Consider the following 19,801-nt stretch of genomic DNA (forward strand, 5'->3'; position numbering starts at 1 on the left):
CATGGCGGGCGGGGCATGGCAAGCCCCGGCGGCCCCGATCAGCCACAAGCTGACAGACAGCGGGTGGAGACGGGGCTCGCCGGGCATTCGCTGACAGCGTGCGACGCTCCGTGACCGGTGGTTACGAGGCGGGGCCGACGATCAGTCCGTCCTCGGCCCGGTCCACCCGTACGGTGTCACCGTCGCGGACCTCGCCGGACAGGATCTCCTTGGCGAGCCGGTCGCCGATCGCCGTCTGGATGAGCCGGCGCAGCGGCCGCGCCCCGTACGCCGGGTCGTTGCCCTCCTGGGCGAGCCAGGCCAGCGCCTCGGGTGTGACGTCGAGGGTGAGCCGCCGGTCGGCCAGCCGGGCCGCGAGTCGGCCGATCTGGAGCCCGGCGATATGGGCAAGCTCGTCGCCGGACAGGGCGGAGAAGACCACGAGGTCGTCGAGCCGGTTGATGAACTCCGGCTTGAACGACGCCCGCACCACGTCCAGCACCTGCTGCTTCTTCACCTCGGGCTTGACCAGGGGGTCCATCAGGAACTGGGAGCCGAGGTTGGAGGTGAGGATGAGGATGGTGTTGCGGAAGTCGACCGTGCGGCCCTGGCCGTCGGTGAGCCGGCCGTCGTCGAGGACCTGGAGCAGGATGTCGAAGACCTCGGGGTGGGCCTTCTCGACCTCGTCCAGGAGCACGACGCTGTACGGGCGTCGGCGGACGGCCTCGGTGAGCTGGCCGCCCTCCTCGTACCCGACGTAACCGGGCGGGGCCCCGACCAGGCGGGCGACGCTGTGCTTCTCGCCGTACTCGCTCATGTCGATGCGGATCATGGCCCGCTCGTCGTCGAAGAGGAAGTCGGCGAGGGCCTTGGCCAGCTCGGTCTTGCCGACGCCGGTGGGCCCGAGGAAGAGGAACGACCCGGTGGGCCGGTCGGGATCGGCGATGCCCGCCCTGGTCCGGCGTACGGCGTCGGAGACGGCCTGCACGGCCTCGGTCTGCCCGATCAGCCGCTTGCCGAGTTCGCTCTCCATCCGCAGCAGCTTCTGGGTCTCGCCCTCCAGCAGCCGCCCGGCCGGGATGCCGGTCCAGGCGCCGACGACGTCCGCGATGTCGTCCGGCCCGACCTCCTCCTTGACCATGGTGTCCTTGTCCTTGGACGCCTCCTGCTCCGCTTCCGCGGCCTCCTCCAGCTCGCGCTCCAGGCCCGGGATCTCCCCGTACAGCAGCTTGGAGGCGGAGTCGAAGTCGCCGTCACGCTGGGCGCGTTCGGCCTGGCCGCGCAGCTCGTCGAGGCGCTCCTTGAGCTCACCGACCCGGTTGAGGCCCTGCTTCTCCTTCTCCCAGCGGGCGTTGAGGCCGCGCAGCTCCTCCTCCTTGTCGGCGAGGTCGCGGCGCAGCTTCTCCAGGCGCTGCTTGGAGGCGGGGTCGGACTCGTTCTTGAGGGCCAGCTCCTCCATGCGCAACCGGTCGACGGAGCGCTGGAGTTCGTCGATCTCCAGCGGCGAGGAGTCGATCTCCATCCGCAGCCGGGACGCGGCCTCGTCGACCAGGTCGATGGCCTTGTCGGGGAGGAAGCGGGAGGTGATGTAGCGATCGGAGAGGGTCGCGGCGGCCACCAGCGCCGAGTCCGCGATCTGCACCTTGTGGTGGGCCTCGTAACGGCCCTTGAGACCGCGCAGGATCGCGATGGTGTCCTCGACGGACGGCTCGGCGACCAGCACCTGCTGGAAGCGGCGCTCCAGGGCGGGGTCCTTCTCGATGCGCTCGCGGTACTCGTCGAGCGTGGTCGCGCCGACCATGCGCAGCTCGCCGCGGGCCAGCATCGGCTTGAGCATGTTGCCCGCGTCCATGGCGGAGTCGCCGCCCGCGCCGGCGCCGACGACGGTGTGCAGCTCGTCGATGAACGTGATGATCCGGCCGTCGCTCTCCTTGATCTCGGAGAGGACGGTCTTCAGGCGCTCCTCGAACTCACCGCGGTACTTCGCGCCCGCGACCATCGCGCCGAGGTCGAGCGAGACGAGCCGCTTGTCCTTGAGGCTCTCCGGGACGTCGCCCTTGACGATGCGCTGGGCGAGCCCTTCGACGACGGCGGTCTTGCCGACGCCGGGCTCACCGATGAGGACGGGGTTGTTCTTCGTCCGGCGGGACAGCACCTGCACGACGCGGCGGATCTCCTGGTCGCGGCCGATGACCGGGTCCAGCTTGCCCTCGCGCGCGGCGGCCGTGAAGTCGGTGCCGAACTTCTCCAGGGCCTTGTACTGGCCCTCCGGGTCGGGTGTGGTCACCCGGCGCCCTCCCCTGCTCGTCTCGAACGCGGCCAGCAGCTTCTTGGCGCCGGCCCCTTGTCCGTCGAGGATCTCACCGGCCCGCCCGCCCTTCGCGGCGACGCCGATGAGCAGGTGCTCGGTGGAGATGTAGTCGTCGCCCAGCTCCTCGGCCCGCTGGGCCGCGTCCTGGATGACGGCGAGCATCTCGCGGTTGGGCTGGGGCGGGGCGACGGTGGAGCCGGTGACGCTGGGCAGGGTTCCGAGCAGCCGCTCGGTCGCGCCCCGTACGGCGGCCTGATCCGCCTCGACGGCGGCGAGCAGGTCGATGATGTTCTCGCTTGCTTGTCGGCCTTGCCCCCCCAGCAGCGCGAGCAGCAGGTGCCCCGGGGTGAGGTCGGGGTGCCCGTCCTTCACGGCCCTGCTGGTGGCCGCGTTGATGGCGTCCCGGCTCTTGTTGGTCAGCTCGGCGTCCACGTGTGGTTACTCCTCCTCGCAGCTGGGGTCGGGCGTACGTCTTGCCTTGACTTAATCAACGTACACAAAGTTGAGTCTATTCCACTCAAGGCCCTGCGCGCACGCGCTGCGGCCGCCCGGTCCCCGGCCTCGTACGCTGCCCCCATGGCAGACGTACGCAATCCCTCCCCCGAATACGTCGCGTTCTGGCGCGAGAGCCACCTGTCCACGCTGACGACCCCCCGCCCGGACGGCACGCCGCACGTGGTGCCGGTCTGTGTGACGTACGACCCGGAGGCCGGGATCGCGCGCGTGATCACCGACGGGGGCAGCCGCAAGGTCGCCCACATCCGCGCGGCCGGCCCCGACGGGGCACGGGTGGCCGTCTGCCAGATCGACCGGGCCCGCTGGGCGACCCTGGAGGGCCGCGCGGTCATCCGCACCGAGCCGGAGACCGTCAAGGACGCGGAGGCGCGCCACGAGGAGCGCTACGGCCGTCCGCCGAGGATCAATCCGACCCGGGTCGTCATCGAGATCACCCTCGACCGGGCGCTCGGCAAGGCCTGAGACCGCGCAGAGCCGCGGAGAGCCGCGCAGAGCCGCGGAGACAGCACAACGGCGCCACCGTGTTCAGGTCACGGTGGCGCCGCTGTGTGGGGGAAGCGCCTGGAGCGACAGGTGACGACGGGGGAATCGCTCAGGCACTGCGGGGGGTGGCGGAAAGGGGTTCTGCGTCGAACAGCTCGTGGTCGCGCTGATCGAGATTGACGAAGATCATGCCGTACCTGACGGCACAGCGAACCGGCTGCGGGGCGCCGCGGGGCCGACGGAGACAGCGATAGGCGCGGACGTCCTCGTCCTCTTCCATCACCACGACGATCGGCTCTCCGAACAGGGTGACCATCAACGAGTCGCCACGGCGGGGGAGGGCCGTGAGCAGATCGATGAAATGCCACCCTGAGCGATAGGCGGTTGCCATCTCGCGCCGGAAGGTGCGGTCGTCCGGCGGGGTGCTCATGCGACCGTACGGGCCGGAGCGATGTTCCAGGTGATATCACCGGGCACGGCCGCCTGCGCCGCCGGCGCCGATTCGGCCGTCTGGCTGCCCCACGTGATATCCCCGGCCCCCTGTGCGGACAGGGCCCCGAGGGCCAGAGCACCTACGAACGCAGTGGCAAGCACCGAGCGAAGCATTCGCTTATACATTTCGGCTTCGTCCTCACTTGATGGATTCATCTCCCCCGCACCAAGACGATGTCCCACCTGAGCACTCGAACACCACCGGGTCGATGCATCATGTTCCTGTAGGTTCAGGAACATGGGGGGTGGACATATGGCCACAAGCGAGTCAAAAGCGGCACATCCTCACGGCATCACCGAACTATGCGATGCGGGACAGCGCCTCTACGCCAACGCGCTGCGCTCCGGCCGCATACCTCGCGCCGACGCCGATCCGGCCCCGTGCCTGATGGACTTCGCCCTGCTCCACCCGGATCCCGACGACGTCAACTGGCTCCGCCCGGTGCCGCCCTCCGCCGCCCTCGCGCAGCGGCTGCACCCCATAGAGCGCGAGATCCAGGAGCGCAGGCGGCATTCCCTGAGACTGACCGAGTCCTTCGAACCTTTCATGGACATCAGTGCCCAGGATCCCCCCACCACCCACGCGATCACCGTGCTGGAGGGCAGCACACGCATCAACGCGGCCATCGACGTCGCCACCGCCGAAGCCCGCCACGAGGTACTCACCATCCAGCCCGGGGGCGGTCGCAGCGAGGACATCCTCAGCAAGGGACTGGAGCGCGGCAAGGCGGTGGTCGACCGGGGTGTCCAGATCCGCACCCTGTACCAGCACACCGTGCGACACCACCAGGGCACGTTCGTCTACGCGGAACGTCTCGCGGAAGGCGTCGAAATCCGCACCCTGGAGGAATTGGTCGAGCGCATGCTCATCTTCGACCGCACCGTCGCGTTCATACCCGCACAGGACGACCGGTCGGTTGCTCTGGAGCTTCGGCATCCGGGGCTCGTCTCCTACCTCATCAGGGTTTTCGAGCAGCTCTGGCAACGCGCCACTCCGCTCCTCGAAGAGGTCTTGTACAACCCCACTCCCGCAGGAATCAGCGGTGTCCAGCGTTCGATAGCCCAACTCCTCGTAGAAGGTCACGTCGACGACTCCATCGCTCGCCGGCTCGGCATGAACGTCCGGACCTGCCGTGCACACATCGCCAAGATGAACGCCACGCTCGGCAGCACCAGCCGGGCCCAACTCGGCTACCTGATAGCACGATCAGGAATCCTGGAATCAGACCCCGACCATGCGATATCGCCCGGCACCGGGGCGTAACCGCACAAGGGGGAGAGCGCGGCCACGCCCAGGTGAATCGGAGAAGATCCCCGCTCCCCCGACGCCTCCACGATCCCCCCACAACTGGGCCGCCGACACCGTCCACTTGTTGCACTGCACGAAGCGGGGGGATCCCAAATGGTTACCGAAGACGACAGATCAGCCCACTCTCCCCACGGGAAAGCCGAGTTGTGCGATCCGGCGATCCGTCTGTACGAGGAGGCTCTGAAGACAGGGCGGCTGGCGCGTGCCGACGTATCGGCCGCTCCCTGCCTCATCGATCTGTCCCTCGTCTACGCCGACCCGTGGAACGACGCCTGGTTACGTCCGATACCACCGTCGGTCGCGCTGGCCCACCTGCTGCAACCCGTCTCCCGTGAGATCGAGGAGCGGCTGCAGCTCTCCGCGACGCTGAGCCAGTCACTGCTTCCGCTGACCGCCATCGCGCACGGCGACCCCAACATGGCCATCACCGTGCTCGAAGGAATCGCCGCCATCCAGGCGTCCATCGACGAGGCCACCGCCACGGCCACCGAGGAGATCCTCACAGCTCAGCCCGGCAGCGACCGACCTCCCGAGGCGCTGCAAGCGGCTCTGGCCAACGCCAACACCGCCATCAGGCGTGGCGTACGGATCCGGCACATCTACCAACACCCGGCCCGGTACAGCAGCTCCGTCCGCGGCTACATCGCCCAGGTACCGGAACAGTACCTTCAGGTGCGCACCACCGAGCTCACCGTCGAGCGCCTGATCATCATCGACCGGACAGTCGCCTACATCCCCGCGTCCGCCGACCGCGTCACCGCCCTGCGAATCGGACATCCGGCCCTGGTCTCCTACCTCATCCAGGTCTACGAGGTCCTGTGGGCGCAGGCCGTCCCGCTGGCCGAAACCCATCACACGGCGGCACCGGATGTCCCGGTCACCGCCGTGCAGCTCGGCATCGCCCGCCTCCTCGCCGAAGGCCACGTCGACGACGTCGTCGCCCGCAAGATCGGCATCAGCGTCCGCACCTGCCGCGCCCACATCGCCAAACTCATGCAGGCACTCGGCGCCACCAGCCGCACCCACCTCGGCGCCCTCCTCGTCCGGTCCGGCATCGTGGAAGCCGACCGGCGCGAGCAGTGACGCGCAGGCCCCCCGGCACCAGCACCAGCACCAGCACCGGCACCGGCACCAGCACCAGCACCAGCACCAGCACCAGCACCGGAGCGTGACCGCACACAGCGAAGTGCGCGGCCACGCCCCGGCAGTGGTCGTTCTCAGACGTCGCGGTGGGTGAAGAGGCGGGTGCCCGCCAGGGACATCGCTGCCGTCCAGCCCACGAGCAGCAGCAGACCGTACGGTGCCGCCAGCGCGTCCGGGAAGCCGGAGGCGTCGCCCAGCAGGGCGAACTGGGCGCCCTCCGGGAGGAATCGGCCCACCTCGGGGAGCTGGCCCAGCACCAGTACCTGGCCCAGCGTGCCCCAGACGACCAGGCCGAGGACCGCGGCGAGCCGGTTGCGGACGACGAAGCCGATCGCCGCCCCCCACGGGCCGGCCAGGGTGCAGATCGTCAGGACGGCGGCGGCGGTCGTCCAGGTGGAGCCGTCGAGGGTCAGGCCGGAATCCTTCGCCTCGAGCGCCGCGTAGCCGACGGCGAGGGAACAGACCACCGCCGCGACGCCGAAGACCAGGCCCGAGACTGTCGTGGCCAGCAGCTTGGCGCCCACGACCGCCGAGCGGCCGGAGGCGTACAGCACGGTGCGGCCGATCGAGCCGGAGCTGAACTCGCCTGTCACCTGCAGCGCCCCGAGCAGCGTCGCGAAGAGCGCGGCGGACGCGCCGAGCCCGACGATGTTCGCCGTCAGCTCCGCACCGGCGGACGCGGGGTCCGACTCCGCGTACACCAGGCCCAGTTGGCCCAGCGCGCAGAAAGCGAGGGCCACCAGGAGGAGCGCCGGGAGGGCCAGGCCCGTACGCAGTTTGAGGAGTTCGGCGGAGAGCTGGTTGCGCAGGGCCTCAGGCACGGGTGACCTCCGGGCGCGGCGCGGCGGTCGTGCCCTCGACGAGTGCGAAGTAGGCGTCTTCCAAGCGGCCGCCGCCGCGCCGGACCAGCTCCTGGAGCGAGCCCGTGAACAGCACCGAGCGGCGCAGCACGACCACGTCGTCCACGCTCTGCTCGACCTCGGAGAGCATGTGGCTGGCGATCAGCACTGTCCGCCCCTCGTCGGCGGAGCGCTCGACCAGGCGGCGCATCCAGCGGATCCCGTCCGGGTCGAGACCGTTCAACGGCTCGTCCAGGATCAGGAGTTCGGGGTCGGGGAGCAGGGCGACGGCCAGCGCCAGGCGCTGCCGCATGCCCGTCGAGCACGCCTTGACCCGCTTGCGTTCCGCACCGTCCAGGCCGACCTGCCCGATCACCTCGGCGATACGCGAGGACGGCAGACCCAGCGAACGGGCGGATATCTCCAGCTGACGGCGGACCGTCACCCGTGGGTGGAAGCCGATCGCGTCCATGACCACGCCGACCCGCTGCGCCCGCTCCGGGGCGGACAGCGGCTCCCCGCCCAGGACCTCGGCGCTCCCCGCGTCGGGGCGGGCCAGCCCGAGCAGAATTCTCAGCAGGGTGCTCTTGCCCGCCCCGTTGGGCCCGAGCAGGCCGGTGACCTTGCCCGGTCGCAGCGCGAAGCTCACGTCGTCGAGGGCCTGATGGTCGCCGAACCTCTTGCTCACGCCGTCGAAGACGACGCTTCCCCCTGCCCGGGGCGGATGCTCTGGTCGCACGTGTTCTTCCTGTCCTGCCGTTCGGTCAATGCGGTCCGCACCGACGCCGGTCACGCGTCGGGGGGTGTTCCTCAGCCAACCAGCCGGCCAGGCCGCTGCCCCGGCTCCACGGACGCAGCTTCCTGCCGATCGCCGGGCAGGAAGCTGCGGCAGGCGCCGAGGATCTCCTCCAGGTCCTCAACAGCCGCGTGCACGCCCTCACCGAGGAGCACCCCCGTGGGGTTGAGCAGCACCTCGTCCACCCCGCTGCGGCGGTACGCGTCCAGCGCGCCCGCGATCTCCTGCGCACTGCCCGCCACGACCACCCGGTGCCGCAGCAGGGCGTCCGCGCTGCCCGCCGGGTCGTGCGGGTCGAGACCGAGACCGGCCGCCCGCAGCATCGCCGCGTAGTGCGGGGCCTCGCGGTGCCCGGCGGTCGCCGCGAGCGCCAGGGCCCGTACGTCACGTCCCGGCCGGTCGAGGACGACGTGCACGGCGGTGGCGATCCGGGGCACCCGTGACCGGCCGGCCGCTGCCGCCCCCTCCTCCAGCGCGGGCCGCAGCGTTCCCGCCACGTACCCCGGCGGCGTCATCCAGGTGATCGCGACGTCCGCGGCCTCCCCCGCCGTCCGTGCCATCCCGGGCCGCAGCACCCCCGCCCCCACCTCGACGCGCGGCGCGTGCGGGAGCACCGGCAGTGCGCCGTCGAGGTGGTGGTACGGGCCGCCGGCCTCGACCCGCTCCCCGTCCAGCAGGGCGCGTACGGAGCGCAGGTAGTCGCGGACCGCCGTACGCGGACTGTCGTACGGGCGCCCCGTCAGGCCCGCCACGAAGTCCGGGTTGCCGATGCCGAAGCCCGCGACGACCGGTTCGTCGGTGAGCAGCGCCAGCGAACGGGCCTGGAGCGCCGCCTCGTACGGGTGCCGCAGCGGAAGCAGGGTCACACTCGTCCCGACCGGAACCGTGTGCCCCGCGCCCGCCAGATATGCGAGCACCTGGTGCGTCTCGGCCTGGAAGGACTGGCACATCCACAGCCGGCGGGCCCCGGTGCGCCGGACCAGCGCCGCGAAGGGGGCGACGAGTTCGGGGTGGTCGGGCTGGAGGGGGTAGAGGACGGCCGGGTTCACGGGCGAGCACCCTTCTGGTCGTGGGGCAGGGCGGCGGGGGTGGGGGCGGGCGCGTGTGGGTCGACGTGCGGCGGGGCTGCGGTAGGGGCCGGCGCGTGTGGGCCGGCGGCAGGCGGGGCTGCCTTGGGGGCGGGCGCGTGCGGGCCCGGGTGCGGCGGGGCCGCCGTGGGGTCCTGCGCGTGTGGGCCCGGGTGCGGCGGGGCCGCCATGGATCCCGGCTCGTACGTCGCCACCACGGCCCGGTCCGGGGCCAGATGGCGGGCGGCCGCCTCCGCCACCTGCTCGGGGGTGACGGCGGCGAGCCGCGCCCGGTAGCCGTCCAGCCAGTCCGGCTCCAGGCCCGCCGCGGCGAACCCGGCCAGCGCGCTCGCCTCCTCCGCGCGGGTCGCGAGGGCGAAGCGGGTGAAGCCGGCCGCGTAGGCGCGGGCGCGGTCCACCTCCGCCCGGGACGGACCGTCCTCGGCGAGGTCCCGGAGGCACCGGGTGATCTCGGCGGCGATCCGGCCCGCGCCACCCGGCGCCCCCGCGCACGCGATCTCCAGCCAGCTGCCCGCCCCGTTCTCACGGAGGCCGGCGGAGACGTCGTACGCGAGCCCCAGCCGGTCGCGCACCTGCCGGGCGAGCCGGGCGGAGGCGTACCCGCCCAGCACCAACTGGGCGAGGTGGAAGGGGGCGTGCAGCGGATCGGCGGTGGGGACGCCGGGCCCGACCGTCAGGACGAGGGACTGCCCCGCGACGGCGTCGCCCCACCCGGCCTCCGAGTCACCCGCCTCCGTGAGCTCCACCGCGCCCGGACGCGGGACGGGGCGGGCGAACGACGGAAGCGTGAGCCCCGACGGGCCCCCCGACCAGGGCGCGAGCCGTTCGCCGGCCAGGCGCAGCACGGCGTCCGGCTCCTCTCCCGCGAGGACGACCAGCGACGACCCGCCGGGGACGACGGCGCGGGCGTGGAGGGCCAGGAGGTCGTCGGGAACCAGGGAGACCACGTCCAGGAGCGGCACCGTTCCCCCGGACTCCGAGGACAACGGGTGCGGGCCGAACCCGTGCGCGAGCGCCGCGCGGCGCAGCCGTACCCGGGGCGCGGGCGCGCGCGGTGCGGCGGCCGCCCGGCGCTGGGCGAGGGCCACCTCGCCCTCCTCGTACCGCGGGCGCAGCAGCAGTTCGGCCAGCAGGTCGAGCGCACCGGGCAGGCCCGGGGCCAGCACGCTGACGGACAGGATCAGGGACTCGGCGGTGACGACGGTGCTGAGCTCCGCCCCGAGGTCGGCGGCCCGGTCGGCGATGCCTTGCCGGGTACGGTCCCGGCTGCCCGTTCCGAGACAGGCGGCCAGCAGCTCCTGGGCGGCGGCGAGGCCCGGTTCGGTGCGTGCGTAGGGGATGACGAGGCGCAGTTCGGCGAGGGGGGCGGCGGGGGCGTGGGCGGCGAGCACGCGCAGCCCGGTGGGGAGATCGGCGGACAGGGTGGTGCGCGGCCCGGCGGCGCGCGGGGGCAGGGTGGGCGGAACTCCGGTCGAGAGTGCGGCGGTACGGGCCCGGGTCATCCGACGGTGCCTTTCTGCGGGGCGAGTTCGGTCACGGTGACCGGTCCTTCGAGCAGCGCGCGGGCCGCCGCCGACACCTCGGCGGGTGTGGTGCGGCGCAGCTCGGCGGGGAGGGCGTCGGGGCCCGCCGAGACCGGCAGGAGCAGGGCGTCGCGGCCGAGAGCGACGGCCCGGGTGGGGAGCGAGTCGGCCTGCCGGTGCCAGGCGACGAGCAGGGAGTTCACCGCACGGCGGTGCTCGGCCTCGGGCAGGGGCCCGTCGGCCACGGCCCGCAGGACCGACCGCCAGATGTCGACGGCCGCACCGACCTCGGTACCGGGCGCCCGGCCGAGCACCGCGAGGGTCAGGTCGGGCGCGGCGGAGGCGAGCCACTGGCCGTGGTAGCCGCAGGTGACGGTGGCGGAGGTGAGGCGGTGCCCGTCCCGCGCGGACCGGGCCAACGCGGGCAGCCGGGACCGGCCGAGCACCTGGGCGAGCACGGCCTGGGCGAGGTAGGCGGGGCGGTCGGCGACCGGGTCGGGCAACGGATGCCCGACCGCGACACCGGGACGCGCGGCGGGGAGGGGCGCGGTGCGGATCTCGGTCTCGGCGCGGGGCGCCCTCGCGGTGTGGGTCTGCTCGGCGGTGCGGATATCCCTCGCGGTGCGCGGCGCCTCGGCGGTACGGGCCTCCTCGGCGATACGGATCTTCCCAACGGCGCGGATTTCCCTCGCGGCACGGGTCTGCTCGGCGGCGCGGGGCTCCTCGGCGGTACGCACCTCCCCCGCGACGCGGGCCACCACCGCAGCGCGGGCCACCCCCGCAACGCCGATCACCCCCACCCCCCCGAACACCTCCCGAACCACCGCCATAACCCGCGCCGGGTCCACGTCCCCCACGACCGACAGCACCATCCGCGGTGCCGTGTAGTGCGCCCGGAAGAACGCCTCCACCTCACCGGCCGTGATGCCCGCCAGCTCAGCCGCCGTACCGAAGCTGTCCCTGCTCCCCGGGTACAGCGCACCCAGCGCCGATTCCCAGTACCGGCCGGCGTCCCCCGCGCCTCGGATCTCCTCGCCGATGACGTCGGTCTCGGTCCGGATCACGTCCTCCGTGGGCGCGAAGCCGAGCAGGCGGCCGGCCTCCCAGGCCAGGGCGTCGGGCAGCAGCTCGGCGGGGACCGTGGTGTGGAAGACCGTGTGGTCCCGGTGGGTCTCGGCGTTGCAGACCCCGCCCGCGCCCGCGACCAGCGCCGCGTACCCCTCCCCGGCGGGGTCGGCGGAACCCTCCCGGCCCGAGCGCGGGAACATCAGGTGCTCGACGAGATGCGCCGTACCGTGGCGTCCGGCCGGGTCGTCGTCGCCGCCCGCCGCGACCGTGAGCGCGACGGCGGCGAGGCCCCGCCCGTACTGCGGGACCGACTCGACGCACACCCGCAGCCCGCCGGGGAGCACGGACACGCTCGGGCTCATCTCAACCGGCCTGGTTCAGCGGGCGGAACACGGAGACGCACATCTTGCGGCTGTCGCCCCCGTCGAAGGGCTGCTCGCGCCAGCCCGCGTACCGGCCGACGAGCTCCAGCCCGGCGATCGCGCCGAGCAGGTCCAGCTCGCCCGGCCACACGTACCGCATCACGGTCGTCGCGGACTTCGGGGCGTCGCCGTCCAGGAACAGCGTGCTCTGCAGCATCATGTTCTGCGAGGCGGGCAGCACCCCCACCGACTCGATGAGCGCCCCGCGCGCCCCGATCGGATAGGTGTTGACCTCGTTCTTCTTCTGTACGTGGTAGTCGCTCGGGTCGAACGTCTCGATGACCACGTGCCCCTCCGCCGTGACGTGCCGGGCCATGGCGTGCATCAGCGCGATCTGCTCGTCGACCGCCATCGCGCAGCACAGCACGTTGAACGGGGCGAGGACGACGTCGAAGGAGCGGCCGAGGTCGAGCCCGGCGAAGTCGCCGTGCACCGGAGTGATCCGGCCCTCGGGGTCCTTCTCCGCGAGGCGGGCCAGCATCCCCTCGGAGGACTCGACACCCGTGACGTCGAAGCCGCGTTCGGCGAGCGGAAGCGCCACCCGGCCGGTGCCCACGCCGAGTTCGAGGACGCTCGCTCCCGGTGCGGCGAGGGTGAGCAGGTACGTGGCGATGTCGTCCAGGTCCGGGGTGCTCGGGTAGATGTCGTCGTAGACACCGGCCAGCGCGTCGCTGTAGGCGACGGTGATCGCCGCACCGAACCCCCCTGCGGCCGCCGCCTGTTCGCCGTCGTCCGCAGCCTCGGTCTCGGTCCCGGTCTCGGCCTCGGGAAGCGCCACCGTCTCCATGGTCTCGGGGTTCTCCGTCGTCTCGGTCGTCGTGGTCATCGGGCTCACACTCCAGCGGTCGCGGTCGAGGGGGTTGCGGCGAGGTTGTTCTCGGGGTGCTCCGGGTCGATCCCTGCCGCGCGGAAGGCCCGTACGACCTGATCGGCGAGGTCCCCGGCGCCGGCCCCCTGCGTGTGGTCGACCAGCGCGGTGGCCAGCGCGAAGCTGCGGTGCTGCCCGAAGCTCATGCCGTCGCGGCCGGGGCGCGGGTCGCGCGGGTCCCAGGCGGCGGCGACGCCGGGGGCGAGGCGGGCGGTGAACAGCGAGGTGTCGCCGCCGAGCCCCGGCAGGTCCCGTACGGCGGCGGCCACCGCGCGTTCGGCCGGTGCGTGGTCGCCGTGCAGATAGACGACGACGCTGTCGCGGCGCGGGTAGTCGTCCTCGTCGGACAGGACCTTGGCGTGGTACCGCGCCCCGGCGTCCTCCAGGGCGGCCAGCGCGGCGGCCCACAGCCCGACGGCCGCGTCCGCGTCACGGGCGTGCAGGAACAGGCGGCGGACCGGGCCCGCGGGGACCGGCAGGGCCCGCGAACCCATCACGTAGAAGAAGCCGGGCGAGAGGGCGGGCCGCGCCGCCTCCAGGGCGACCTGGACCAGCTCGCCCGGTACGGGTGCGGCGGGGCCGATGAGCCGGTCGGCGGTGAGCCGTGCGGTGATCTCCGGCAGCCGTACGACCAGTTCGCCACTCTCCCCGACCTCCAGCAGCCGTCCGGTGACCGGGGTCGTGGGGTGCGGCACGGCCGCGGCGAGGCGGCGTTCCAGCGCGGAGTCGCGCAGCGTGCGGCGGGGAGCGGCGTCCGCGTCCCGGCGGTGCGCCCCGTTCCCGGCGTGGAACTCCTCGTACAGCGCGTTGGTGAGGCGGCCGCGCAGATCGCGCGGGCTGTCCGCGCTCAGCGTGCGCCCGGCGACCCGCGCTTCGAGACCGTCGGCGCGTACGTCCACGAGGTCGAGCGCGGCGACGAGCCGCGGGGCGAGCCCGGCCGGCCGGACCGGGGTGGGGGTGAGCGTCATCGGGGGCTCCCTGAAGGGGCGTCGGCGGGGTGCGGCACGGCAGGATGCGGCACAGCGGGGTGCGCCCAAGCGGCATGCGGCACGGCGAGGTCGGCCAGGCGCAGCGTGGCCACCGCACCCGCCGGGTTCAGCAGCAGCGTCCGCCCGATCCCGGCGGCGGCGCGCGCCACCGGGTTGAGGACGGCGTGCGCCTGCGCCGTGGCGATGAGCCGGTCGTACAGATGCCATCCCGCGAACCCGACGGCCCGCTCCGCGAGTTCGGGGTCCGGGGTGCGGCACTCGGTGTACCCCTGCCAGAAGGCCGCGATACGGGGGATGTGGTGGCGCAGTCCGGCCGCACCGCGCTCCACGATCTCCTCGTGGGACAGGTCGAAGCCGGGCGCGACGGCATCCTTCGCCGTGGTGGGCTCGCCGGTCGGCGCGAAGACGGAGTACGTGGCCTGGAAGAGCCATTCGCCGACGAACGCGCCGACGTCGCGGGCCGGGTCGGCGAGCCGGAACTCCTCCCAGTCGCAGAGGTAGAGCTGCCCGTCGTGGACGAGGAACTGGTCGAAGCGCAGATCGCAGTGGGCGGGGGTGTGCGGTGCCGTGCGCTCCCGCTCCCGCAGCCGGTGCAGCGCGGCGACGACCTCCGTGTCGTCCTGGACGAGCTTCCAGGCGGCGATCTGCGCCATGCTGCGGTCCTGGACCTCGCTCCACGGGAACGCCCGGAGCCAGCGCATCGGCGGCAGCGGGGCTTCGGCGGTGTCGATGGCGGGGCCCGAAGCCGCGTCCGGGTCCTCGCCGAACGCCGACCCCAGGGTGTGCAGCGTGGCGACGGCCCGCCCGGCCTCCCGGCACAGCGCCTCGTCGAAGTCGCCGTCCAACGCGACCTCCGAGCCCGAACGGGACCCGGGCAGCAGCCGGAAGGCGCTGACGGCCGAGTCCCGGTCGGTGCCCAGGTGTTCGGGGGTACGGAGCGGCGAACCGGCCGGCAGCCGGGCGGCCGACGCCTCGAAGGCGAGGGCGCGGTCGATCTCGGGCCGGCTGCCGTCGGGGGCCCGGGCGACGGTCTTGACGAAGACCTGCCGGCCGAGGGTGGTCGTACCGGCCCAGTTGTCGTTACGGCCGCCGAAGGCGGTCAGCCCGTCCGGCGCGAAGGGCCCGAGGCCCAGCCGCTCCAGCAGCGCGTTCACCTCCGGCGCCGTGTCGAGTCCGGTCGGCCGGAACCTGATCAGCGCGGGCGCGTCCGCCGTGCTCGCCGTGGCCACCGCCTCCGTCGGGGCGGCCGTCGTACTCGTCGTGGTCGTCATGACACTCCTCGGGGGACCGCGCGGCGGCCCTCCTCATCGATCAACTCGGCAGTGAAGGCGAGGTAGTCGAGCAATTCGTCGCTCCACTCGCAGTAGGTCGCGAAGTCCCGCATGTGCGTGACGACGCGGAGCACGGCGCAGCGCCCGACGGCCACCGGGTCGTACACCGGCCCCGAGGGCCCGTGGTCACCGCGCTCGCGACCGCCGCCCTCGCTCCCGTGGGTGTCGCTCCCGTCGGCTTCGTACGAACCGAGGAACATCCGCTGGAGGTCCGTGACGGACAACAGCCCCGCGCTCTCCGCCGCCGCCCGGTGGAGCGGCGAGGACCAGGCCAGCTCGACGAGGTCGCCCAGCATCCAGCCCAGGTCCAGCTCCCGGCGGCCCGCACCCAGGTCCTCGCCGGTGAGCAGCGCGACCCGGCCCCGGCTCCGGGGCGGTACGAGCGAACCGGTCGACGCCCAGCCGTGCAGCGGCACGACCGGGGCTCCGGGGCCCGAGGGTCGTACGGATTCGTCCGCCCAGCCCAGCAGCCGCTCCGTGCGGTCGCCGCCCCACACCTCCCGCGCACGCCGGCGCAGCCGCGCGGCCGCCGGGGCGAGCGGCCCGGTCCCGGCCGCCCACTCCCGCAACCGCCGCACCCCAGGGGGCGGGAGAGGCTGCGGGCCCGGGGGCAGGGGGACCCTGTGCAGGGCCCGGAGCGCCCGCGCGGCGGCCGCGAGGGAGTGGGCGACGAGCCGCCCGGCCTGCGGGCGGGGGTCCCGCAGCCAGGCGGCGGCCGACGCGGACCCGGCGGCCCGGTGGAGCAGGCCGTCTCCGTGGGGCGTGCCGGTGGCGAGCAGCGCGGCCGTCGCGACGGGCCCGAGGTCCGGTACCAGGGCGGCCGACCGGGCGGGCACGCGGAGCGGGCCACCGCGCCGGGGCCCCGGCCCGTGCCACCAGAGGAAGTCACCGGTACCGCCGAGGCCGGCGTCGGGCGCCCGGTGAACCCGGGTGACCTGAAGGCCGGTTCCGTACTCGGCGACCGGAACACCCAGATCCAGGGCCGGAGTTGCCACGTTCACGAGGACCCCCCGGTCACGCCCGCGCCGACACGGTCCCCGGCCACGTCCGTACCGACGCCCGCATCGCCCTTCTGGTGGGCGACGCACAGGTCGTACAGCTCGTTCAGCGGTGCCGATCCGCCGTCCTCCACCTCACCCGTACGCGCGCTCCGCGCGGGGATCGTCGGGGCGAGCACCACTCCGGGCCGCTCGCGCAGCGCCGCCAGGTGTCCCTGGACGACCGGGCTCCCGAGCGCTCCGGGCGGCAGCGACGGGGCGACGCCGACCAGGGCGCGGGTGGTCTGCAGGGCGACCATCAGCGGGGTGTCGGCGACCCCGAGGGCGAAGCGGCCGACGAAATTCAGGGTGGCGGGATGGACGAGAATCAGATCCGCCCATTCCGCGATGTCCACATGAGGCACATCGACACCGGAGAACGCGTTCCAGTCGTCGATGAAGACTTCTTTTCCGGAGAGCACGGCCACCGCGTCCGGCGACACGAACCGGCATGCGGAACGGGTCAGCGCGAACCGCTTCTCGATGTCGGGAAAGGAATTCCCGAGCCAGTTGATCCAGAACGGCAGGAAGGCGACGCCGAGGGCTCCCGTCCCCACGACGAGGATGCGCTCGAAGTCCCGTTGCTGTTCCTCCACGACGCCTCCTGTGTGCGTTGGGGCCGGGGGCCGGCCGGAGCATGCGCATCGCATCTCCGGCCGACCCCCGCGGCTCACAGCGAAGAGTCGCTGGTCAGCACTTGTTCTCGACGGTCTTCGCGGCGAGCGAGCCGAGAGCGGCGGCGCACTGCTGCGAGGAACGCGCGGTGATGATCGTGGCGCGGATGGCCCACGGGATGGTGGGGCTGAACGCCGGCGCGGCCTCCTGGCCGTCGTGCAGGCCGAGCTCCTCGGCGGAGGTGTAGGCGGTGTAGCCGTCGAACAGGTCCTTCTCGGTGACGTTCTGCATGAGATTTCCTTCGCGTGATGAAAGGGAATTGACGACCGGCCACTTCGCGCATCTCTCCGATGCCTGGTTTACCGGCGTCCGTTGCGGACAGAAAGAATGGTGACCCACGCCGCCAGGTCCGCACCATTGGCTCTTACGGCATTGCCGCAAACGACAGTTCCCCGCGCGGGTGTAAGAGGATAGAACTACGGGTGTGAACACACCTGACGCAGAACAGTCTCCGGCGGAGCGGCCCGCACTGCGGGCGCTGCTCTCGTACGCGCGTCCGCACCGCGGCATCCTCCTCACGGTGCTGGCTCTGACCCTGGCGGGCAGCGCCGCCGGCCTGGCGCAGCCGCTGGTCATCCAGTCGGTGCTGGCCAAGCTCATGACGGGGGAAGGGCTGCGGGAGGACATCCTGCTCCTGACCGGCCTGCTGGTCGCCTCCATCGGGCTGACCTGGCTGCAGTCCTGGCTCAGCGAGCGGACCGCCGAACGCGTCGTGCTCCAGGTCCGCCGCGGTCTGATCGCCCGTCTCATCCGGCTGCGTACAGCCGAGTTGGACCGTACCGAGCCGGGCGGGCTGACGACGCGCGTCACCTCCGACAGCACGCTGGTGCAGCACGCGGCGACGGGCGGGCTCATCCAGCTCGTCGACGGGTCGATCCACCTGCTGGCCACGATCGTGCTGATGGGCATCGTCAGCCTGCCGCTGCTCGGGATCACCTCCGCCGTGCTGGTGGTCGTCGGCATCGCGATGGGCGTCGTCATGCCCCGGATCAAGCGGGTCACCACGGAGGCGCAGACCTCCGTCGGCGAGATCGGCGCGGCGCTCGACCGCTCGCTCGGCGCGGCCCGCACCGTCAAGGCCAACGGCGGCGAGGCGAAGGAGACCGAGCGGGCGACCGAGGCCGCGACACGCGCCTACCGGGCGGGCCTCAAGGGCGCCAGGTACCACGCGCTGATCGCCGTGCTGGCCGGGCTGATCGTCCAGGCCTCGTTCCTCGCCGTCATCGGCTTCGGCGGTGCGCTGGTCGCCATGGGCACCCTCGAACTGGCCGCGCTGATCGGCTTCCTGCTCTACCTGTTCAACCTGGGCGGCCCGGTCCTCTCCCTCGTCGGCGGCACCACCGCCCTGCAGCAGGGGCTCGGCGCCCTGGCCCGGATCGAGGAGGTGCGGTCCATGGCGGCCGAGGACGATGTGGACGGTACGCCGCCGGCGCCCTCCGGCCCGCCGCCCGCCGTCACGGTCGACGGGCTGACCTTCGGCTACGAGGGACGCGCGGCCGTCCTGGACGGCACGAGCTTCGTCGCACCGGCCGGGAAGGTCACCGCGATCGTCGGCCCGTCGGGCTCCGGCAAGACCACGGTGTTCTCGCTGATCCAGCGGTTCTACGACACCGAGGACGGCCGCATCCTGCTGGACGACACCGACATCCGCTCCCTGGGCCGGGCCGAACTGCGCCGCCGGATCGCCTACGTCGAGCAGGACTCCCCGATGCTCGCGGGCACACTCCGCGAGAACCTTCTCTACTCCGCGCCGGACGCGAGCGACGAGGCCGTCGCCGACGTACTCCGCCGCACCCTCCTCGACGGCTTCGTCGCCGCCCTCCCGGACGGCCTCGACACGGCTGTCGGCGCCCGCGGCCTGGCCCTCTCCGGCGGCGAACGCCAACGCCTCGCCATCGCCCGGGCCTTGCTGCGCCGCCCGCAGGTCCTGCTCCTGGACGAGGTCACCGCGCATCTCGACGGGCTCAGCGAGACCGCGCTGCGCCGGACGGTGGAGGAGGCCGCGCGGGACTGCACGGTGCTCCTCATCGCGCACCGGCTCTCGACGGTCACCACGGCGGACCGGCTGGTGCTGTTCGAGAACGGCCGGGTCAGCGACCACGGACGGCACGAGGAGCTGCTGGAGCGCAGCGCCCTCTACCAGGACCTCACCGCAACGCAGTTGACCGCCGCCCCGGCGGTCGCGACCGCGGGAGCACACTGACCCGCACGCACCGGAGCACGGCACGCTCCTGGGACAATTCCGTACGCCGGTGAGCCGCGCGCCCTCAACTCCTCGCCCATGACTCCGTACGGCAGTGAAGCTCCGCGAACACCCCCCCAGCACGACCGAAGGGTTCAAGGATCCAGATGACCGACACCACCTCCCTCCCGCTGCCCGCCTCCACCGAGGACGACCACTACGGGGAGATCTCCGTCGAACTCCTCGGCGAGCACCGGGAGAAGCTCGTCGTCAGCGGCGAGCGGATCCCGACCGTCACCATCGTCCGGGCCCTGGAAGCGGAGGTCGACGACCACATCGTCATCGGCAGCCGCGACCCCCGGCATCTGACGATCACGGTGGACGGCGAGGACGCGACGATCAAGCCGGGCAAGGGCAAGCTCCGGCGGCAGACCTACCGGGTCGACGTCCACCACGGGGGCATCCACTACCGGCTCGTCCCGAACTCGATCCCGTTCAGCAAGCTGACCCGCGACGGGAAGCACCTCGGGGACTTCTCCTCGGACGGCGACCGCCGGGTGATAGCGGAGTGGCAGGAGGAGGCCGGCACCCCCGAACCCCTCGACGCGGCCATCGGCTACGCGCTGTCGGCGGCGTTCGGAACGGGCGGTCAGCCGATGTGGATGATGCTGGTGGACGCGATCAGCGCCGCGCTGCCGTAGACGGCAGAGCGGGAACGCCGGAAGTCCCCGGCCGGAAGCGAGGCTTCCG

At 72.7% G+C, this 19,801-nt stretch carries 18 protein-coding genes; 5 read left to right on the plus strand and 13 right to left on the minus strand.

Translation table 11 applies throughout. The features are described from left to right. Positions 1-121: 121 nt before the first annotated feature. Entirely contained in the window at positions 122-2,722 is a 2,601-nt protein-coding gene (gene clpB / locus IE134_RS04965) for an ATP-dependent chaperone ClpB (protein ID WP_098895621.1), read from the minus strand. 144 nt (positions 2,723-2,866) lie between these two features. Between clpB and IE134_RS04970 the strand changes: the two genes are divergently transcribed. Further along, positions 2,867-3,268, plus strand: coding sequence for a pyridoxamine 5'-phosphate oxidase family protein (locus IE134_RS04970; RefSeq protein ID WP_032782140.1), 402 nt, complete (start codon positions 2,867-2,869; stop codon positions 3,266-3,268). A gap of 130 nt (positions 3,269-3,398) precedes the next feature. Here the strand turns inward: IE134_RS04970 and IE134_RS04975 are convergent, their stop codons facing one another. Beyond that, positions 3,399-3,719: a Rieske (2Fe-2S) protein gene (locus IE134_RS04975; protein WP_003967571.1), complete on the minus strand. Its 321-nt coding sequence runs from the start codon at positions 3,717-3,719 to the stop codon at positions 3,399-3,401. Positions 3,720-4,034: 315 nt separating this feature from the next. On the opposite strand from IE134_RS04975, the gene IE134_RS04980 reads away from it, so the two are divergent. Continuing rightward, a complete protein-coding gene (locus tag IE134_RS04980) occupies positions 4,035-5,045 on the plus strand; it encodes a helix-turn-helix transcriptional regulator (protein WP_179255697.1) in 1,011 nt (336 codons plus the stop codon). Positions 5,046-5,183: 138 nt separating this feature from the next. After that, positions 5,184-6,173: a helix-turn-helix transcriptional regulator gene (locus tag IE134_RS04985; RefSeq protein WP_126931113.1), complete on the plus strand. Its 990-nt coding sequence runs from the start codon at positions 5,184-5,186 to the stop codon at positions 6,171-6,173. 134 nt (positions 6,174-6,307) lie between these two features. On the opposite strand, the gene IE134_RS04990 is transcribed toward IE134_RS04985, so the two are convergent. The 11 genes from IE134_RS04990 to lxmA all read right to left on the minus strand — a co-directional run bounded on the left by IE134_RS04990 (position 6,308) and on the right by lxmA (position 17,100). After that, entirely contained in the window at positions 6,308-7,054 is a 747-nt protein-coding gene (locus IE134_RS04990) for an ABC transporter permease (protein WP_189429678.1), read from the minus strand. Beyond that, the gene (locus IE134_RS04995; RefSeq protein WP_229823326.1) at positions 7,047-7,811 is read right to left on the minus strand and encodes an ABC transporter ATP-binding protein; all 765 of its coding nucleotides are present in this window, start codon (positions 7,809-7,811) and stop codon (positions 7,047-7,049) included. Before IE134_RS04995 ends, IE134_RS04990 begins: the two co-directional genes overlap by 8 nt. A gap of 71 nt (positions 7,812-7,882) precedes the next feature. After that, on the minus strand, positions 7,883-8,917 hold the full coding sequence (lxmJ, locus tag IE134_RS05000) for a F420-dependent peptide dehydroalanine reductase LxmJ (RefSeq protein WP_030722193.1): 1,035 nt from the start codon (positions 8,915-8,917) through the stop codon (positions 7,883-7,885). Beyond that, a complete protein-coding gene (locus IE134_RS05005; RefSeq protein ID WP_189429679.1) occupies positions 8,914-10,458 on the minus strand; it encodes a M16 family metallopeptidase in 1,545 nt (514 codons plus the stop codon). The genes lxmJ and IE134_RS05005 overlap by 4 nt, the downstream gene beginning before the upstream one ends. Beyond that, positions 10,455-11,897, minus strand: coding sequence for a M16 family metallopeptidase (locus IE134_RS05010; RefSeq protein WP_189429680.1), 1,443 nt, complete (start codon positions 11,895-11,897; stop codon positions 10,455-10,457). The genes IE134_RS05005 and IE134_RS05010 overlap by 4 nt, the downstream gene beginning before the upstream one ends. Positions 11,898-11,910: 13 nt before the next feature. After that, positions 11,911-12,795: a class I SAM-dependent methyltransferase gene (locus tag IE134_RS05015; protein ID WP_030723136.1), complete on the minus strand. Its 885-nt coding sequence runs from the start codon at positions 12,793-12,795 to the stop codon at positions 11,911-11,913. A gap of 5 nt (positions 12,796-12,800) precedes the next feature. Then, entirely contained in the window at positions 12,801-13,805 is a 1,005-nt protein-coding gene (locus tag IE134_RS05020; protein ID WP_098894524.1) for a T3SS effector HopA1 family protein, read from the minus strand. Continuing rightward, positions 13,802-15,097, minus strand: coding sequence for a class V lanthionine synthetase subunit LxmK (gene lxmK / locus IE134_RS05025; RefSeq protein WP_189429681.1), 1,296 nt, complete (start codon positions 15,095-15,097; stop codon positions 13,802-13,804). Before lxmK ends, IE134_RS05020 begins: the two co-directional genes overlap by 4 nt. Beyond that, positions 15,094-16,158 carry a hypothetical protein gene (locus IE134_RS05030; protein WP_098894526.1) on the minus strand — a complete coding sequence of 355 codons (1,065 nt, stop codon included), beginning with the start codon at positions 16,156-16,158 and terminating at the stop codon, positions 15,094-15,096. Before IE134_RS05030 ends, lxmK begins: the two co-directional genes overlap by 4 nt. Further along, positions 16,155-16,790 carry a peptide terminal cysteine decarboxylase LxmD gene (gene lxmD, locus IE134_RS05035; protein WP_030723124.1) on the minus strand — a complete coding sequence of 212 codons (636 nt, stop codon included), beginning with the start codon at positions 16,788-16,790 and terminating at the stop codon, positions 16,155-16,157. The genes IE134_RS05030 and lxmD overlap by 4 nt, the downstream gene beginning before the upstream one ends. 94 nt (positions 16,791-16,884) lie before the next feature. Continuing rightward, positions 16,885-17,100 (minus strand): lexapeptide family class V lantibiotic, encoded by a 216-nt coding sequence (lxmA, locus tag IE134_RS05040; protein WP_010063176.1) that lies wholly within the window; start codon positions 17,098-17,100, stop codon positions 16,885-16,887. A gap of 193 nt (positions 17,101-17,293) precedes the next feature. Between lxmA and IE134_RS05045 the strand changes: the two genes are divergently transcribed. Further along, positions 17,294-19,072 (plus strand): ABC transporter ATP-binding protein, encoded by a 1,779-nt coding sequence (locus IE134_RS05045; RefSeq protein WP_030723121.1) that lies wholly within the window; start codon positions 17,294-17,296, stop codon positions 19,070-19,072. A gap of 146 nt (positions 19,073-19,218) precedes the next feature. Next, positions 19,219-19,752, plus strand: coding sequence for a hypothetical protein (locus IE134_RS05050; protein WP_189429682.1), 534 nt, complete (start codon positions 19,219-19,221; stop codon positions 19,750-19,752). Positions 19,753-19,801 lie beyond the last annotated feature (49 nt).

Source organism: Streptomyces rubiginosohelvolus (assembly GCF_014649875.1).
Classification (GTDB): Bacteria; Actinomycetota; Actinomycetes; order Streptomycetales; family Streptomycetaceae; genus Streptomyces; species Streptomyces rubiginosohelvolus.

Excerpts from the sequence above, each read along its gene's own strand:
- IE134_RS04970 (WP_032782140.1), top strand. The coding sequence starts at position 2,867 with ATGGCAGACGTACGCAATCCCTCCCCCGAATACGTCGCGTTCTGGCGC.
- IE134_RS04975 (WP_003967571.1), bottom strand. The coding sequence starts at position 3,719 with ATGAGCACCCCGCCGGACGACCGCACCTTCCGGCGCGAGATGGCAACC.
- IE134_RS04980 (WP_179255697.1), top strand. The coding sequence starts at position 4,035 with ATGGCCACAAGCGAGTCAAAAGCGGCACATCCTCACGGCATCACCGAA.
- IE134_RS04985 (WP_126931113.1), top strand. The coding sequence starts at position 5,184 with ATGGTTACCGAAGACGACAGATCAGCCCACTCTCCCCACGGGAAAGCC.
- IE134_RS05005 (WP_189429679.1), bottom strand. The coding sequence starts at position 10,458 with ATGACCCGGGCCCGTACCGCCGCACTCTCGACCGGAGTTCCGCCCACC.
- IE134_RS05015 (WP_030723136.1), bottom strand. The coding sequence starts at position 12,795 with ATGACCACGACGACCGAGACGACGGAGAACCCCGAGACCATGGAGACG.
- IE134_RS05020 (WP_098894524.1), bottom strand. The coding sequence starts at position 13,805 with ATGACGCTCACCCCCACCCCGGTCCGGCCGGCCGGGCTCGCCCCGCGG.
- lxmK (WP_189429681.1), bottom strand. The coding sequence starts at position 15,097 with ATGACGACCACGACGAGTACGACGGCCGCCCCGACGGAGGCGGTGGCC.
- lxmA (WP_010063176.1), bottom strand. The coding sequence starts at position 17,100 with ATGCAGAACGTCACCGAGAAGGACCTGTTCGACGGCTACACCGCCTAC.
- IE134_RS05050 (WP_189429682.1), top strand. The coding sequence starts at position 19,219 with ATGACCGACACCACCTCCCTCCCGCTGCCCGCCTCCACCGAGGACGAC.